Here is a 15475-nt window from a genome sequence, read left to right on the forward strand (position 1 = left end):
TCTACAAAAGTTTGGGAAATAGCAGAAACCGTAATTTTAAAAACTAGGCTGAGGAGATGTCAGTGCAATCGCCATGAAACTTTCCCGCTGTTTTCTGCTTAGTTTTTTGGAGTCATTTATTTTTTCAAAAAAACTTTGGGGAAATAGAAGTTGATTTATTATAGCAGCTGCTGCAACGACAGGACCTGCCCAGGGCCCACAACCAGCCTCGTCTACACCACTAACGGTGCCAGCGTACAAGTTTTCAAAGTCGAAATTAGGCCGAGTCATCAGGCTGGTGAGGCGCTGGTAACTTATCAGGGTCCAAGGCAACTTCCGCCTTCAGGGGATAATGCTTTTCGCGGTGCTGCTGCCCTTTAAATCTGAAAGATTTTCTGAAATGCTTCAATTCGTGCCGAATCTTACTGAACTTTTCGTTATCAAAAAATCCTAATACACCTTGTAAGCCGGATGAGCTTTGCGCTGCAGAATCTTGAAAATGTTTGGCAATCGCTAACCAGAAGGGGCTGAAAGCTAGTGAAAGGACAGTCAATCCAACGATAAGGCGCTGGCCATCCTCATTAATAATGTTGGTCTCATGCGATATGGTGGCCATTAAAAAGGCAAACTCACCCAGCTGAGCCAATACAACACCAATTAAAAACGCTTGCGGCCAAGGTAGGCGTAGAAGTCTTAGAATGCCAACATTCAAAGCTGTTTTTCCAACGGTCACAACAAAAAGTAACTTTAAGACAATCGCAAAATTTTCCCAAATAAACTCTAAATCAAGCAATAAGCCAATTGATAAAAAGAAGACCATCAAAAGAATGCTTTGAATCGGCTTCGTTGACTCAATCATGGCGAGACGTTCATGGGTGTTTCCAAGGATAAGACCAGCTAAGAACGCCCCATAAGGTGCCGACAAACCAATCAAACCCGATATAGCTGCTGCCGCGAAACAAAAAGTCAAACTTGCCAGGGGGGTTAAATCTCTGTCACCGGCAATCATCTGGGTTAAGGGAAGGCGAACACGTTGGCGACGACTTAAATAAGTGATAAGGGCTGCGATCATCCCGACAGAAGCAATAAGTTTCAAGAAAAGAGAGGGGCTGAACCAGGATTCGCCATAACTTCTTAAAATTAAAATCATTGGGACGATCGCTAAATCTTGGGCAATCAGGATCCCGATCGTTAGCTGGCCAATTTCGGTTTTCAATTCACCGATGCTTTCCATCACTTTAACGACGACAGCTGTTGAAGATATAGACGCCACAAATCCAAGCAACAAGGATAAACCAGCCGACCAACCGAAGAAGCCCGAAATAGCCACAGTAATAGCGATGCTGCTAACGACCTGTAAGATGGTACATAAAGTTGCAACGACCCAAACTTTTTTAAAAGTACGAAGGTTCAATTCCATGCCAACAACGAACAGCAAAAGCAAAACGCCTAATTCTGCCAGAACGCTCACTTGATCACGAGATTGAATAAAAGCTAACCCAGAAGGGCCCAGTAAGATCCCTGTTAAAATGTACCCAATGATAGGAGGTTGCTTAAGGCGCACGAACCCTAACCCGCCAGCAAGTGCGGCAACAACAACCATAGCAACTTCGGTTAAGCTATTTTCTTCCATACATTAAATTTCTCAAACATCCTTGAAGTGCATTCACCATTAATGGTCAGGTGATTAGTGATAGAATAGCGAACAAATTTGTTGAGGCAAGTGTTTAATGTGGAGAGTCTGATTTTATTCATAAATCAATCCATATTTTGGAGAAATTAGGTTTTTTTTAAAGCTCTTATCAAAGTGGATGTCTTTTTTTTAAGATAAACGGATCTGAATTGGGCATATCGCTTGCGTAATGAGATTTTCTTGGCATATAGTGATCATCATTTTGGTAAATATTGTCTATTGCAAGGTGTCGTGTATGCTTAAAAAACTAAGCATTTTTTGTTTGAGCTTGCTTATGATAGCTGGCTGTTCTCGTGACGAACCTCCATCTGAAGTTGTATATAGCAGGCCTTTAAATCCATACCATGTGGTGAAAACCGGTGAGACCACGTTAATTGTTGCTCAGAAATATGGTATGAACGAAGATGAGCTGATAAAAATCAATCGCTTAAGATCCCCCTATAAATTGGTTCCAGGACAGCGTTTATTGGTTCATCGAAAGGCAACTGGTTCGGATGCCCCTCCGGCTTCTGCCCCAGAGGGGGACGTGGTTGTCAAACCCTTAGACGCGCCTGTTGATGCGGCAGTTGCAGTTGGATCTGGCGCGGGCGCAGTTGTTTCGATGCCCACAGCAACTGGAAAATCAAACCTGACAACAGATGCTCCAACAGTCACTGATGAGGTTCCGTCGTCGTCTGCCTCACCAGCAGGTGGGGACTATGTGTGGCCCGTTCAGGGTAAAGTCATTCAAGCTTTTGGCCCCAAACCCGATGGTACATTTAGTGATGGTATTAATATCAGTGCCCCAGGGAAAACGCCTGTTAAGGCCCTTACCGATGGTGTTGTAAAGGACGCTGGGGAGCCTATTGCAGCGTATGGTAAAATGGTTGTTGTGAAGCACGATGATGGCAAATTCAGCATTTATGCTCATCTAAGCGAGATTGCCGTGAAGCAAGGCGCGAAGGTTTCTAAGGGCCAAATCATTGGCCGGGTTGGAGATACAGGAATTGCAAAAAACAATCCCCAACTTTATTTGCAAATTAGAGATGCGTCGAAAAAAACAATTGATCCAGCGAAGTTGCTTCCTTAGCAGCTTTCAGGTATCAGAGGAGCACAAAGTCCACGATGTTTTAAAAGGTCGTGCAGCGTTGTATTGTTCTAAAACCTGACTCCTGAAACCTGATGCCTGATTAAGTGATTGCCAGACGTACCCATTTGAGGATACAAATAGAGAATAATTTTATATATTTAAAGAGATATAAGCATGTTCCTAATAACTGCTGCGCACGCTGATGGAGCCCCAGTTTCCTCAGGGGCTGGTTTTGATATCATGAGTTTCTTGCCTATCATTTTGATTTTTGGTGTTTTCTATTTTCTGATCCTGCGTCCCCAACAAGCCAAAGCCAAAAAACATCAACAGACTTTGACTGCCCTTCGACGGGGTGATCGCGTGGTCACCAACGGTGGAATTATCGGTACGGTTACAAAACTTGTAAGCGATAACGAAATTCAACTAGAAATTGATGATAATGTTAAAGTTCGCTTCATGCGGGCTATGATCACTGATGTTTTGTCGAAAAATGAGCCTGTTGCATCAGAGCCAGTGGTTAAAGCAAAGGCTTCTAAAAAATCGAAAGAGTAAATCCTTTTTAGTATTAGTAAAGGAACGGAACATGTTGGTTATTCCACGTTGGAAACTATGGACAATTTTGGGGATTTGCTTTTTTGGCATGGTATTCGCCATGCCCAACTTGCTGTCTCCCGAACGCTTGCAAACCATGCCCTCATGGTTAAAGAATACTGTCAATTTGGGGCTGGAACTAAGGGGTGGCTCTTACCTTCAGCTTGAGGTTGATTTGAAAGAGGTTGCCAAAGAATATTTGTCAAACCTTTTGGATGAAACACGTCTGAATCTTCGTAAACAGCAGATTGGTTACACTAATTTAGTTGTTGAATCGAAAGGGACGGCTTCTCCTAGTTTGACGTTCTTGCTGCGTAATCCTGACGATGCTGAACAAGCAACTAAAGTTTTGCGAGCTATTGACAGTGGTTTAACGGTTAGCGTTGAAAACGCCAAAGTTACTGCCATTTTGAGCGAGCAAATGCTTGAACATAGAAATCGTTCAATTATTGAACAATCGATTGAGGTTGTTCGAAGGCGCGTGGACGAATCAGGAACTAAAGAACCCATTATTCAACGTCAAGGGGCTGACAGGATTGTGGTCCAGTTGCCAGGCATAGAAGACCCAGCCGAGGTTAAGAAGTTAATCGGTCGTACGGCAAAAATGACCTTCCGTTTGGTTGACAGCGCGACGCCGCCTGTTGTTGGTGCGCCTGGTTCAATGCCCTACAAGTCAGCGCCTTTGGGGACGGAATATTTAGAGGAAGTCTCTCATGAAGGTCAGGTTCGATATTTGGCTGTGAAAAAACAGGTGATGGTCAGCGGTGAATCATTAATTGATGCCCAGGCTACCTTTAGTCATACAGGTCAACCTGCTGTCAGTTTGAAATTTAATTCGGTTGGTGCACGCAAATTCGCGGATATGTCGGCACAAAACATTAAAAAACAGTTTGCGATTGTTCTGGATGACAAGATCATCAGCGCACCTGTTTTTCAGGATATTATTCCCGATGGTAATGGCCAAATTAGCGGTCATTTCACCGTTAAAGAAGCTAATGAGCTGTCGTTACTTTTGCGTGCCGGTGCCCTTCCTGCGCCACTTAAAGTGATTGAAGAGCGCACTGTTGGCCCAAGCTTGGGGGCCGATTCGATTCATGATGGGAAAATTGGTACAGTCGTTGCGTTTATTTTGGTATCGATATTCATGTTCCTCTGTTATGGAACGTTTGGGTTCTTTGCTGATATTGCCCTGATCTTTAACTTGATTTTGCTGTTTGCTGGATTGTCGTTGTTGCAGGCAACATTGACTTTGCCTGGTATTGCGGGTATTGCGCTTACCATTGGTATGGCCGTTGATGCGAACGTTTTGATTTATGAACGCATCAAGGAAGAAATTCGGGCGGGTATCAGACCACTTGCCGCCGTTGATGCTGGGTATAAGCGGGCGGTTACAACGATCATCGATTCGAACCTGACCACCTTGATTGGGGCGGCCGTATTGTTTGAATTTGGCACAGGCCCCATTCGTGGCTTTGCGGTGACGTTGGCCTTGGGTATTTTGATTTCGTTGTTCACGGCCTTATCCCTGACACGTCTGATTATTGTTCTGTGGGCACGTCGACAAAAAGTTTTGGCCCTTCCTCTTTAATCATCTTTGGATTTAATATTTTTTAGGTAAAAGGTTTTCTTATGCGCCGTTTGCAGTTGGTCCCTTATAATACAGCCCTGAACTTCATGGGGTTTCGGTTTATCACCTTTGCGATTGCTGCCGTTGTAACTTTGGCTTCTTTAACAGGGCTCCTCACAAAAGGGTTGAATTATGGCGTTGATTTCCGAGGTGGATTTATTTTAGAAGTTCGCATGCCTCAATCTCCTGATGTGCCGCAGTTGCGAGAGAAATTATCCGCATTAGGTTTGGGCGAAGTCGTGTTGCAAGAATTTGGCGATGCCCGTGATTTGATTATCAAGGTTGAACGTCAGGAAGGCGATGACCACGCCCAGGAAAATGCTGTTGACAGGATAAAAGGAACTCTTGGCGCCGGCGTTGATTACCGAAAAATTGAAACTGTCGGCCCTAAGGTTGGCAGTGAGCTTGTTCAAAATGGATTGAAGGCGGTGGCCTTTGCCCTGATGGCCATGTTGGTTTATATTGCGATTCGTTTTGAGTGGCAGTTTGCCTTGTGCGCCATTTTAGCCCTGGCCCATGACTGTATTGCGATTTTAGGACTGTTTTCATTATTTCCTTTTGAGTTTAATGAAACGGCCATTATCGCGATTTTGATTACGGCCGGTTATTCAATTAACGATACGATTGTGATTTTTGACCGTATTCGTGAAAACATTCAAAAATACAAAAAGTTATCGATGGGTGAACTGATTAACAAAAGCTTGAACGAGACCTTGTCGCGGACGACGCTTACGGCGACCACGACCCTGTTGGCATTGCTAGCATTATATTTCTTTGGCGGAAAAGTCATTTCCACGTTCAGCCTGCCTATTATCATTGGTATCATCATCGGGTCCTTCTCATCCATATGTCTGGCCGCCCCCTTGTTGTCGTATTTGAACCTGAAGCGGGGCGAAGAGGTGAAGGAGTGATTAAGATCATGCTTCTATTTAAAAAAGTAAAAAAGAAAATCAAAGAAGTTATTCTTGTTCTTAAAAGAGAACACCTTTTTGTAGAGAAGAAAAATTTAAAGGATTTTGTTGTCGAAAATTTTCTAGCATTAAATACTCATGAAAAATTTAAAGCCTTACATAAAAATCAATTTCATTCCTAATATGGAGAAGATTTAATTCTGTCCATAGCGTTTATTGATGAGTTAGATAAACACCGATTTTACATAGATGTAGGGGCAAATTCTCCCCACGATGATTCAGTAACCAAATTATTTTATGATTTAGGATGGAAAGGTATCAACATTGAACCTATTACCTACCTACATGATCAACTCCAAGAAGCACGTCCCAATGATATTAATCTGCCTATTCTGGTAGGCCAAGAAGCTAAGGATATTACTTTTTGTGAAATTATCAGTGAGTCCCACGGGCTATCTACTGCCAATAGTGAGGAGATCAAAAAATTGCAAGAAAGACAGCTGCCCTTCAAAACTTATAGCGTTAAACAAAAAACTTTAGATCAAGTGTTTGAAGAATATAATGTTTCCCTTGTTTCCTTTTTGAAGATAGACGTTGAGGGAAATGAAAAAGAAGTTTTAGAAGGCATAACCCTTTCTAAAAACAGGCCTATTGTTATAGTGGTTGAGAGCACGTTTCCTTGTACAATGACCCCCAGTTATCAAGATTGGGAACATATCATTACAGAAAATGACTACGTGTTCGCATTATCCAGCGTCATTAACCGGTATTATGTCAGGAAGGAAAATCCTGAATATCTAGCTCGATTCGCCTTAGCTGGCAGAATTATGAAAATGTTAGAGGATTGAATCCCAATATTGCTCAAGAACTAATCCGCCCCCCGCTGACAGCTTCCAAAACCCCAGTGGTTGTTGGTAAGGTGAGGGGCAGGTTCTGGCGGGATCGCATAGCCAAATAGGCGAATGCTTGGGCCTCTATAAGGTCGCCGTTCCAGCCGAAATCCTCAACAACCTGTGTGCTAAATCCTTCACTTAATTGTTTTCTTAAAAACATATTGTGCCGCCCACCACCTGTTAAAATCAGTTTTTGGATTTGCGGATAAGGGCTGAGGGCGTTAGTAATGGCCTGTACCGTAAAGGCCGTTAAGGTGGCTGCACCATCGTTTGTGCTCAAGGGCTCACAATCTGTTAGAAACCTGTAAAATGTTTGGCGATCGAGGGACTTCGGTAAATCATTATCAAAGAAGGGATGTTGCAACCATTTCTCCACCAGGTGATTTTGAGCGGTACCCTTTGCTGCTGTTTCTCCGTTTTTGTCATAATTTTGACCTGTCCGATTTTTCATCCAGTCATCAATCAGCGCGCCACCCGGTCCTGTATCTCCGGCGTACAAGCCATCATCGGTGATAATTGTTACGTTTGCTACACCTCCCACATTCACAAACGCCACGGGCTTGGGCAAATCAGCCGCCAAGGCCTGATGAAAAACGGGCACTAACGGCGCCCCTTCACCTCCATGGGTTACATCGTTTTGACGAAAGTCATAGACAACGGGAATGCCCAAATCAGTTGCCATTTTTTGGCCGTCGCCAATTTGTATGGTTTGAGCGTTTGACGTTTCCGTGCGAGGACGATGAAGAATAGTTTGACCATGGAATCCAATAAGTGCGGGTTGAATGCCCGCTTGATCCACCAGTTGACGGACTACGTGGGTGTGATGGTCGGTTAATTTTTGTTCAAGGGAACCTCTGTTGTCTGCAAAAGGGTTTTGCAACAAATCGAACAATTCCGCGCGAAAAGCCGGGTCGTAGGGCAGGGTCAGGCCAGGCCCAAGCTCGCTCACCTGAACACCATCGGTTTTCACATAGGCCGCATCAATCCCATCCAGGGACGTGCCGCTCATCAATCCGATGACCCAAACTGGTTTCATTTTCAGTACTTCCCATGTTAAAAAGATAGATCATTCTACTTTGAAGTTTTCGGTTATGACACAGTATCGTTCTGATTTTTTGCATATCGCCCAGGCGCGCGGGTTTATTCACCAGGGAACCGACCTAACGGCCCTTGATCAGTTGATGCACAAAGAATGCGTGCCAGCCTATCTTGGCTTTGATGCCACGGCGACCAGTCTGCATGTGGGCAGTTTGGTCGGCATTATGTGGTTGCGCCTTTTGCAGAAAACAGGTCATAAACCGTTGGTCTTGATGGGTGGTGGGACCAGCAAAATTGGGGATCCAACCTTTAAAGACACGGCCAGAAAACTGTTAAATGATGAAGACATCCAACAAAATATTCAGGGTATCAGCCAGGTTTTTGCCAAGTATCTGACCTTTGGTGTTCATCAAACCGATGCGGTGATGTTGAATAATGCCGATTGGCTGTGCCAGTTGAACTATATGGATTTCCTGCGGGATTACGGCACGCACTTTACCATTAATCGCATGCTGACCTTTGACAGTGTGAAGCTGCGCCTTGATCGTCAGTCGCCCCTGACCTTTTTGGAATTTAATTACATGATCTTGCAGGCCTATGATTTTCTGCACCTAAACCGCCAATACAATTGCCAACTGCAACTGGGTGGGTCAGATCAATGGGGGAATATTATCAATGGTGTTGAACTGGTGCGACGGCTTGCCGACAAGCCTGCCTATGGCCTGACGACCCCTTTGATCACCGCGGCCAATGGTGCCAAAATGGGCAAAACGTCTCAAGGGGCTGTGTGGCTTAATGCGGATTTGTTATCGCCCTACGACTATTGGCAATTTTGGCGCAATACCGATGACCGCGATGTGGCGCGTTACTTGCGTTTATTTACGGAAATCCCTTTGGATGAAATCGCCCGTTTAGAGGCTTTGCAAGGGGCTGAGATTAACGAGGCCAAAAAGATTCTGGCTGATCACGCCACAACCTTGGCCCACGGCCTTGAAAGTCTGAACGCGATCCATCATACGGCCTTTCAGCTGTTTCAAGGTCAAGGTGAAAATACGGACAGCCTTGTCAAGTTTATTTTAGACGCTAAGGATTTGCCCCTAGCCATAGATGAGATATTAGTCAAGACACAGATGGCTGCCAGCAAAGGTGAAGCTAAGCGTCTCGTTGAGGGTCGAGGGGTGCGCCTGAATGACCAGGTTGTGGAGGATTCAAAAGCTTTGATTGCAATTGAAGATTTTATGGAGGTTGAGGCATTTAAGCTGTCGGTTGGGAAAAAGAAGCACCTATGGCTAGATATAGGTGAATCATAGATGGTGGGCCCGGTAGGACTCGAACCTACGACAACGCCGTTATGAGCGGCGGGTTCTAACCAACTGAACTACAGGCCCAACATTAGGGTATTACACACAAAAAACAGGGCCCTCGTCAAACAAAAAATCAATAAATGTAAACGCAATTTAGAAAAGTTCGGTTTTGTGGGTAACAATCGCAGAAAGAAATCTAGAAGGATCAGTTTTTAATAGTTCGTTAATAATTATATGCTGTAATCAAATTTGTGTGCGTAATAAAAAAATTATTTTTAGTTAGAGGAAATGATGAAATTCTTAAAAAAAACAGCGATAACTGCGTTTTTAACAACAGCTTTGGTAAGCGGTGCAATGGCTGCTAGTGCGTTGCCGGAACCTCTTCAGCCCAATAAATATGGTTTCGCTTTAAACTCGATAGCTAAGCTGGTTGTTGTTATAGACGGCTCATTGTTAACAGCCATAAAAGAGAATGCGTTACCAAGCCCAAGAGATCGGACTCATATGAATCAAATGCACTTTCTTAAAGAAGTAGTCGACAAAACGTTGACGTTAGTAAAAAAAGAAAAGGCGGATGCTGATCTAAGTTTTATTATTGGTAAGCTTGGATCTAATAACTTAGAGAAAGAAATCGGTTTCAATTTATCAGCTGATCTAAAAAACACTGAAGTACATAAAGCTTTCCAAGACACGGTTGATGCGACTGCGAAGGATCTTTTTAAGTACCTAGGTTTCAAAAACGCCGATGTTACTTTGGTCAATGGTGATAAAGTTGAGGCAGGTGCGATAAGTGGAACAACACCTGTCATCCCTTCTGCTGCAAGGGTGAAAGTAGAAGAAAGTGATGGAAATAGTCCTATTGAAAAAAGCTATGGAAAAGGAAAGTAAGGATGGTTATTACGTCACGAACATGCGTTATGATAACCCGACTTCCTTTATAGATGATGAGATCAGGTCAGATGAGAAGGTTCTAGCTTAGAAATGCACGGTTTTCTGTCAGGGCTGCTTATTTAGAAGTCCACAGCCCTAACAGCTAAGCTGGACATCATAAAAGTTTGATATCAGTATAAAATACCAGATCATTCCAAAGTCTAAAACCGGACATTATCAAATTGCGCTTACATTTTTTCGTCGAGTGTTTGCCAAAGTTATCGAAAAATCGTAGAATCTGGCTTTATCCTATTTCAGGAACAAGCGAGGATTCGTTTTATGCCCATTCACGTTCTGATGCCAGCCTTAAGCCCCACAATGACCGAAGGAAATTTGGTCAAATGGCATAAAACCGAAGGGGACGCTGTTAAAGCTGGCGATCTTTTGGCAGAAATTGAAACTGACAAAGCCACCATGGAGGTTGAAGCCGTTGATGAAGGGACCTTGGCAAAGATTCTTGTTCTCGCCGGAACAGATAACGTCCCGGTCAATCAGCTGATTGCCTTAATCCTGGAAGAGGGGGAGGATGCTAGTACATTGGAAAAGAGTGCATTGGAAAATATAACCAGTCCTCAAAAGCTGGTGCCAGTGGCATCTGCGCCAACACCATCATTGCCCGACGCCCCCGTTACGTTGCCCTCGAAACCTGTATCTTCTGGGGAACGCGTATTTATAAGTCCCCTGGCTAAACGCCTGGCGCTGCACCACAATTTAGAAATCTCTAATGTGGGTGGCAGTGGCCCTAAGGGACGTGTTATTAAGGCTGACATTGAAAAAGCTTTGCAATCAGCTGCGGCAAAAAAACCAGAAATCAGTCAAGGCGGGTATACTGATGTCAAATTGAATAGTATGCGCAAAACAATTGCCAAACGACTGACTGAATCGAAACAAACCATCCCTCATTTTTACGTAAGCGTTGATTGTACACTGGATGCCTTGCTCACTTTGCGCCGGCAAATCAATGAATTGCCGGGTTCGACACAAAAGGTGTCCGTGAATGATTTTGTGATACGGGCATGCGCTTTAGCCCTGATCAAGGTGCCAGAGGCGAATGTGACATGGCATGACACCTTTGTTCGTCAATATCAGAATGCTGATGTGGCGGTGGCCGTGGCAGTAGAAGGCGGATTGATTACCCCTATTGTGCGCTGTGCTGAACAGAAATCCTTGCTAGAGATCTCCGCAGAGGTGCGAAGCTTGGCCGAACGTGCCCGGGCGGGTCATTTATTGCCGGAGGAATACCAGGGCGGCAGTTTTAGTTTGTCAAACTTGGGAATGTATGGTGTGCGCGATTTTTCCGCCATTATTAACCCCCCGCAGGCGTGTATCTTGGCTGTGGGAGCCGGCGAACAACGCACTGTTGTGAAAGAAGGACAGCTGCAGATTGCGACGCTTATGACTTGCACCTTGTCGGTTGATCATCGTGCCGTTGATGGCGCCCTTGGGGCTCAGTTTTTGAAAACATTTAAAGAGTTGATTGAGAATCCTTTAACGTTGGTGGTATAAAAAAGTCTACTCAGGATTCTTTGCAGATTGCATTCATGGATCTTTTTTTAAACTTCGGCCTTTATTTTTCTGACTTATATGAGCTTGCCCCAAAGGGCGGCTTGATAGTGCTGGACCAGGTCTTTTCAACCTTTTTAAACGAAAGCGAACCTGTTCTGGCCGGGCGCTACCACTATGCCTGTCATCATAATTTATCCCCACGCGAACAGTCTGACTTGATGGTGGATCTGGCGCCTTGTCTTGAAGATTTTATCGGTGACCTGTTCAATATTCGATCCGCCATCGCTGATCTGCAATCAGCCCATCATGTGCTGGCTCCGCTTATGACTGTGAAGCGGCATTTTGTGCAACGGTTGGCGGTTAAGAAATATCCAAATCCAAGTTCTGAAGATGGTTTAGGGCTTGATTTTAAGGATGAGTTGTCATTTGCCGGCCAAGTTTTAGAATGGCAAGATCAAGGGGCGTCTGAAGCACTTGAAGCAGCCGCGCGTTATGCAGCCTGGGCGACCCTGACGCCCCAGGGGCAAGATATTCACAAAGGCGATGTCCTTTTTAAAATCCCTAAAAAAATTGATCCTCACGCGTGTTTGATCCCCCACCTTATCAAAAACGAGCAGGGCGCCTGGCAATTGCCACCTGCTTTGCAGCGGGATCGAAAGGGGTTTAACCTGACTGATCCGGGCTTCACCAGAGCCCAGGCATTCGACCACAGCCATTATTGCATCCACTGCCACCCCCAAAACAAGGATTCCTGTTCAAAAGGCTTACCAGGGAAAACGGGCTGTCCGCTGGAGCAAAAAATATCAGAAATGAATCTTGCCAAATCCAGGGGCTATACGGTGGCTGCCTTGGCCATCATTTGCGTCGATAACCCTATGGTTGCGGCCACGGGGCACCGAATTTGTAACGATTGTATGAAGGCGTGCATTTTTCAAAAGCAGGAGCCTGTGAATGTGCCGGGCGTGGAAACGCAAATCCTGCAAGATGTTTTGAACCTGCCGTGGGGGTTTGAGATCTACAGTCTGTTCACTCGCTGGAATCCCTTAAAGTTTGCCGATCGCTTGCCAAAGCCAGACACGGGCAAGGCCGTCTTGGTGGCGGGCATGGGACCGGCTGGATTCACCCTGGCCCATTACCTTTTGAACGAGGGGCATACGGTTGTCGGCATTGATGGCCTGAAAATCGAGCCTTTACCAGAGGATTTAAAAACTACCCCCATTAAGGATATTAACAGTCTGTATGAATCCCTTGATGAAAGGGTTGTTGGTGGTTTTGGGGGCGTTGCTGAATATGGTATTACGGTTCGTTGGGATAAGAATTTTCTAAAAATCATTCGCTTGTTGTTGGAAAGGCGCCAGCGGTTCCTTTTAAAGGGGGGCGTTCGATTGGGCGGGACGGTGACCATTGATCAGGCCTTTGAGTTGGGTTTTGACCATGTGGCGCTTTGTTTGGGCGCTGGCAGCCCGACCCTTTTAAACATACAGAATCATTTGGTGCCCGGCGTGCGACAAGCCAGCGACTTTCTGATGGGGTTGCAACTGAGTGGGGCGTTTAAAGCTGAATCGTTGGCAAATCTTCAGGTTCGTTTACCTATTTTGGTTATTGGGGGTGGGCTGACAGCGATTGACAGTGCGACCGAGGCGCTGGCCTATTACGTCAGGCAAATTGAAAAATTTTCTAAACGCTATGAACATCTTGTGAAGATGTTGGGCAAGGAAGTGGTACGCCAAGATTGGACGCCCCAAGAACAGGCGCTTGCTGATGAAATGCTGGGCCATGCGATGGCTTTACAGACAAATCCTGATAAAACGCATATGCTTTTACAGCAGTGGGGTGGCAGCACGGTTGTCTACAGGCGCGTCTTAGACCAGGCGCCAAGCTATCGTATGAATGCCGAGGAGGTTGAAAAGGCCTTAGAAGAAGGCATTAGCCTTCTTGATGAAGCGGTCCCCGTAAAAGTTACAATCGATGACTACGGTCACGCCGATGGATTGTTGGTGATGCATCATGGAGTCGAGAAACACATAAAGGCACGAACGATTTTGGTGGCCGCCGGTACGAAACCGAACACGAATCTGAAATACGATATTCCTGACGAGATCGTTTTGGCGAATGGGGCGTTCCAGGCTATTGATGAGCGTGGAAATGCAGTGGATTTGGAACGGTCGGCTAAGCCCAAAGAGACGCATGTCTTGATGCGGTTTAATGGAGGGGGGCAAAGTGTTAGTTTCTTTGGTGATCTGCATCCGTCTTTTTCAGGGAATGTGGTGAAGGCCATGGCCAGCGCCAAGCGGGGCTATCCCATTGTCAGTCGGGCTGTGCAACGATCGCAGTTGGAGTTGAAAAATCCTGAGCCGTTTTTGGCTAAAATGGACGCGTTGTTGTCCGCTTATGTGGTTGCCGTTAATCGATTAACACCAACGATTGTTGAGATTGTGATCAAAGCGCCTCTGGCTGCGCGGGCTTTTCAGCCGGGGCAATTTTATCGATTGCAGAATTTTGAAAGTTTAGGAGGACCTAGTAACACAATGGAAGGGATTGCCCTGACAGGGGCCAGCGTCGATAAAGCAGAAGGCCAGGTATCCCTTATTGTTCTAGAAATGGGTGGATCGTCGAATTTGTGCGCCGCCCTTAAACCGGATGAACCAGTTGTGCTGATGGGCCCCACAGGCACCGCCACTGAATTACCCCATAATGAAACAGTTTTGTTGGTGGGCGGGGGTTTGGGTAATGCGGTTCTATTTTCTATTGGTCAGGGGTTGCGAGCAAATGGATGCAAAGTTTTGTACGCTGCTGGCTACAAAAAAATAATCGATCGATTTAAGGTGCAGGAAATTGAAAAGGCTGCCGATCAAATTATTTGGTGTTGCGATGAACAGCCTGGCTTTACACCTGGACGCCCCCAAGATTTAACCTTTACTGGCAACATCGTACAGGCTGTGACGGCCTATGCCCAAGGCCAATTGGTAAGTGGTGAATTGGGAACGCCTTTGGTCGACTCATCGGACGTTCAACGGTTGATGGTCATTGGGTCTGACCGTATGATGGCCGCGGTTGCCAAAGCCCGTCACCTTGATTGGAAGCCTTACTTGAATTCTGCTCACATAGCCGTCGGAAGCATCAACTCGCCCATGCAGTGCATGATGAAAGAGATCTGCGCCCAATGTTTGCAAATCCAACATGATCCCGTCACGGGCGCTGAAAAAGTAGTCTACAGCTGCGTTAATCAAGACCAACCCTTGGATTGGGTTGATTTCGATCACTTAAGCCAACGTTTATCGCAAAATTCCCTGCAGGAAAAACTAACCGCTTTATGGATGAAGACTCCCTAATCTCATCCCTTTTTTTCATCAGTTTCTCCCGTAAATATACCGAATTGGTCCTCATTACTCTGAACTTCTTCACTTGCGTACTGTTCGAATTTTCTTAGTGCAGACGCTGAAAATGTCAGCAAAACCAGAGCCAGGCCCAGCTTATCCTTATAATAAGGATCACTTATACCGTAAGCAACTCCCGCAACTGTCGTACAGGCCACATTGGCTAGGAAAGAGCCCGCTTTGAACCAGCCCTTACAGAAAAAACAACAAAGCGCTGACGATCTGACATATTTTTTGGCCCAAGAACTTTTCGAAAGGACAGGATGGCGCTTTGGGTTGTAGTCTGCTGAATTCGTTGGTGTTGGAACCACAGCCAAAGATGGAGATATGGGGGAGGATGTCGATGAATTTAATGGATCAGAAGCCCCATGAGTATTAGTGCTGCCGTAATTGGCTGGAGGAGGGGTCGTTAATGACGCTGAAGTCAGAGTGTCGCTGGGCGCGGGCGAAATTTCAATGGCATGCTCGTGCGCATCTGATGCCCATGTGTTGGCGATGAATGCTAGAATGAAAAATAATACGGCCATATCTATAATCCTTTTTAAGTATATAGATAT

Annotated in this window: 14 protein-coding genes and 1 tRNA gene; 10 read left to right on the forward strand and 5 right to left on the reverse strand. The window is 45.4% G+C overall.

Annotated features, from left to right (window positions below; genetic code table 11):
- Positions 1-36 precede the first annotated feature (36 nt).
- Positions 37-270, reverse strand: a complete 234-nt coding sequence (locus tag EQU50_RS06715) for a ribonuclease H family protein (protein WP_130154393.1) — start codon at positions 268-270, stop codon at positions 37-39.
- Complete coding sequence (locus tag EQU50_RS06720; protein WP_130154362.1) at positions 257-1612, reverse strand: cation:proton antiporter; 1356 nt, start codon at positions 1610-1612, stop codon at positions 257-259. The genes EQU50_RS06715 and EQU50_RS06720 overlap by 14 nt, the downstream gene beginning before the upstream one ends.
- A gap of 295 nt (positions 1613-1907) precedes the next feature.
- Here EQU50_RS06720 and EQU50_RS06725 point away from each other — a divergent pair, with 295 nt between their 5' ends.
- From EQU50_RS06725 to EQU50_RS06745, 6 genes are all read left to right on the forward strand, one after another.
- Positions 1908-2741, forward strand: a complete 834-nt coding sequence (locus tag EQU50_RS06725) for a M23 family metallopeptidase (protein ID WP_165380380.1) — start codon at positions 1908-1910, stop codon at positions 2739-2741.
- Between the two features lie 174 nt (positions 2742-2915).
- The gene (gene yajC, locus EQU50_RS06730) at positions 2916-3293 is read left to right on the forward strand and encodes a preprotein translocase subunit YajC (RefSeq protein WP_130154364.1); all 378 of its coding nucleotides are present in this window, start codon (positions 2916-2918) and stop codon (positions 3291-3293) included.
- A gap of 31 nt (positions 3294-3324) precedes the next feature.
- A complete protein-coding gene (secD, locus tag EQU50_RS06735; protein ID WP_130154365.1) occupies positions 3325-4920 on the forward strand; it encodes a protein translocase subunit SecD in 1596 nt (531 codons plus the stop codon).
- Positions 4921-4961: 41 nt separating this feature from the next.
- Complete coding sequence (secF, locus tag EQU50_RS06740) at positions 4962-5870, forward strand: protein translocase subunit SecF (protein WP_130154366.1); 909 nt, start codon at positions 4962-4964, stop codon at positions 5868-5870.
- A gap of 8 nt (positions 5871-5878) precedes the next feature.
- Positions 5879-6052, forward strand: a complete 174-nt coding sequence (locus EQU50_RS08395) for a hypothetical protein (RefSeq protein WP_165380381.1) — start codon at positions 5879-5881, stop codon at positions 6050-6052.
- A 63-nt stretch (positions 6053-6115) separates the two neighbouring features.
- The gene (locus EQU50_RS06745) at positions 6116-6718 is read left to right on the forward strand and encodes an FkbM family methyltransferase (protein ID WP_242508840.1); all 603 of its coding nucleotides are present in this window, start codon (positions 6116-6118) and stop codon (positions 6716-6718) included.
- A 13-nt stretch (positions 6719-6731) separates the two neighbouring features.
- Here EQU50_RS06745 and EQU50_RS06750 read toward each other — a convergent pair whose 3' ends face one another.
- Positions 6732-7799 (reverse strand): anhydro-N-acetylmuramic acid kinase, encoded by a 1068-nt coding sequence (locus EQU50_RS06750; protein WP_130154368.1) that lies wholly within the window; start codon positions 7797-7799, stop codon positions 6732-6734.
- Between the two features lie 55 nt (positions 7800-7854).
- Between EQU50_RS06750 and tyrS the strand changes: the two genes are divergently transcribed.
- Entirely contained in the window at positions 7855-9111 is a 1257-nt protein-coding gene (gene tyrS / locus EQU50_RS06755) for a tyrosine--tRNA ligase (RefSeq protein ID WP_130154369.1), read from the forward strand.
- Between the two features lies 1 nt (position 9112).
- On the opposite strand, the gene EQU50_RS06760 is transcribed toward tyrS, so the two are convergent.
- Positions 9113-9189, reverse strand: a tRNA-Ile gene (locus tag EQU50_RS06760).
- A gap of 204 nt (positions 9190-9393) precedes the next feature.
- On the opposite strand from EQU50_RS06760, the gene EQU50_RS06765 reads away from it, so the two are divergent.
- From EQU50_RS06765 to EQU50_RS06775, 3 genes are all read left to right on the forward strand, one after another.
- Positions 9394-9993 (forward strand): hypothetical protein, encoded by a 600-nt coding sequence (locus EQU50_RS06765; protein ID WP_130154370.1) that lies wholly within the window; start codon positions 9394-9396, stop codon positions 9991-9993.
- 321 nt (positions 9994-10314) lie between these two features.
- Complete coding sequence (locus EQU50_RS06770) at positions 10315-11541, forward strand: pyruvate dehydrogenase complex dihydrolipoamide acetyltransferase (RefSeq protein ID WP_130154371.1); 1227 nt, start codon at positions 10315-10317, stop codon at positions 11539-11541.
- Between the two features lie 35 nt (positions 11542-11576).
- Positions 11577-14873, forward strand: coding sequence for an FAD-dependent oxidoreductase (locus EQU50_RS06775; protein ID WP_130154372.1), 3297 nt, complete (start codon positions 11577-11579; stop codon positions 14871-14873).
- Positions 14874-14875: 2 nt separating this feature from the next.
- Here EQU50_RS06775 and EQU50_RS06780 read toward each other — a convergent pair whose 3' ends face one another.
- On the reverse strand, positions 14876-15445 hold the full coding sequence (locus EQU50_RS06780) for a hypothetical protein (RefSeq protein ID WP_130154373.1): 570 nt from the start codon (positions 15443-15445) through the stop codon (positions 14876-14878).
- Between the last annotated feature and the right edge of the window lie 30 nt (positions 15446-15475).

Source organism: Candidatus Finniella inopinata (assembly GCF_004210305.1).
Lineage (GTDB): Bacteria > Pseudomonadota > Alphaproteobacteria > Paracaedibacterales > CAIULA01 > Finniella > Finniella inopinata_A.

Coding starts and splice junctions, on each gene's coding strand:
- secD (WP_130154365.1), top strand. CDS start 3,325: ATGTTGGTTATTCCACGTTGGAAACTATGGACAATTTTGGGGATTTGC.
- EQU50_RS08395 (WP_165380381.1), top strand. CDS start 5,879: ATGCTTCTATTTAAAAAAGTAAAAAAGAAAATCAAAGAAGTTATTCTT.
- EQU50_RS06720 (WP_130154362.1), bottom strand. CDS start 1,612: ATGGAAGAAAATAGCTTAACCGAAGTTGCTATGGTTGTTGTTGCCGCA.
- EQU50_RS06715 (WP_130154393.1), bottom strand. CDS start 270: ATGACTCGGCCTAATTTCGACTTTGAAAACTTGTACGCTGGCACCGTT.
- yajC (WP_130154364.1), top strand. CDS start 2,916: ATGTTCCTAATAACTGCTGCGCACGCTGATGGAGCCCCAGTTTCCTCA.
- tyrS (WP_130154369.1), top strand. CDS start 7,855: ATGACACAGTATCGTTCTGATTTTTTGCATATCGCCCAGGCGCGCGGG.
- EQU50_RS06725 (WP_165380380.1), top strand. CDS start 1,908: ATGCTTAAAAAACTAAGCATTTTTTGTTTGAGCTTGCTTATGATAGCT.
- EQU50_RS06775 (WP_130154372.1), top strand. CDS start 11,577: ATGGATCTTTTTTTAAACTTCGGCCTTTATTTTTCTGACTTATATGAG.
- EQU50_RS06750 (WP_130154368.1), bottom strand. CDS start 7,799: ATGAAACCAGTTTGGGTCATCGGATTGATGAGCGGCACGTCCCTGGAT.
- EQU50_RS06770 (WP_130154371.1), top strand. CDS start 10,315: ATGCCCATTCACGTTCTGATGCCAGCCTTAAGCCCCACAATGACCGAA.
- secF (WP_130154366.1), top strand. CDS start 4,962: ATGCGCCGTTTGCAGTTGGTCCCTTATAATACAGCCCTGAACTTCATG.
- EQU50_RS06780 (WP_130154373.1), bottom strand. CDS start 15,445: ATGGCCGTATTATTTTTCATTCTAGCATTCATCGCCAACACATGGGCA.
- EQU50_RS06765 (WP_130154370.1), top strand. CDS start 9,394: ATGATGAAATTCTTAAAAAAAACAGCGATAACTGCGTTTTTAACAACA.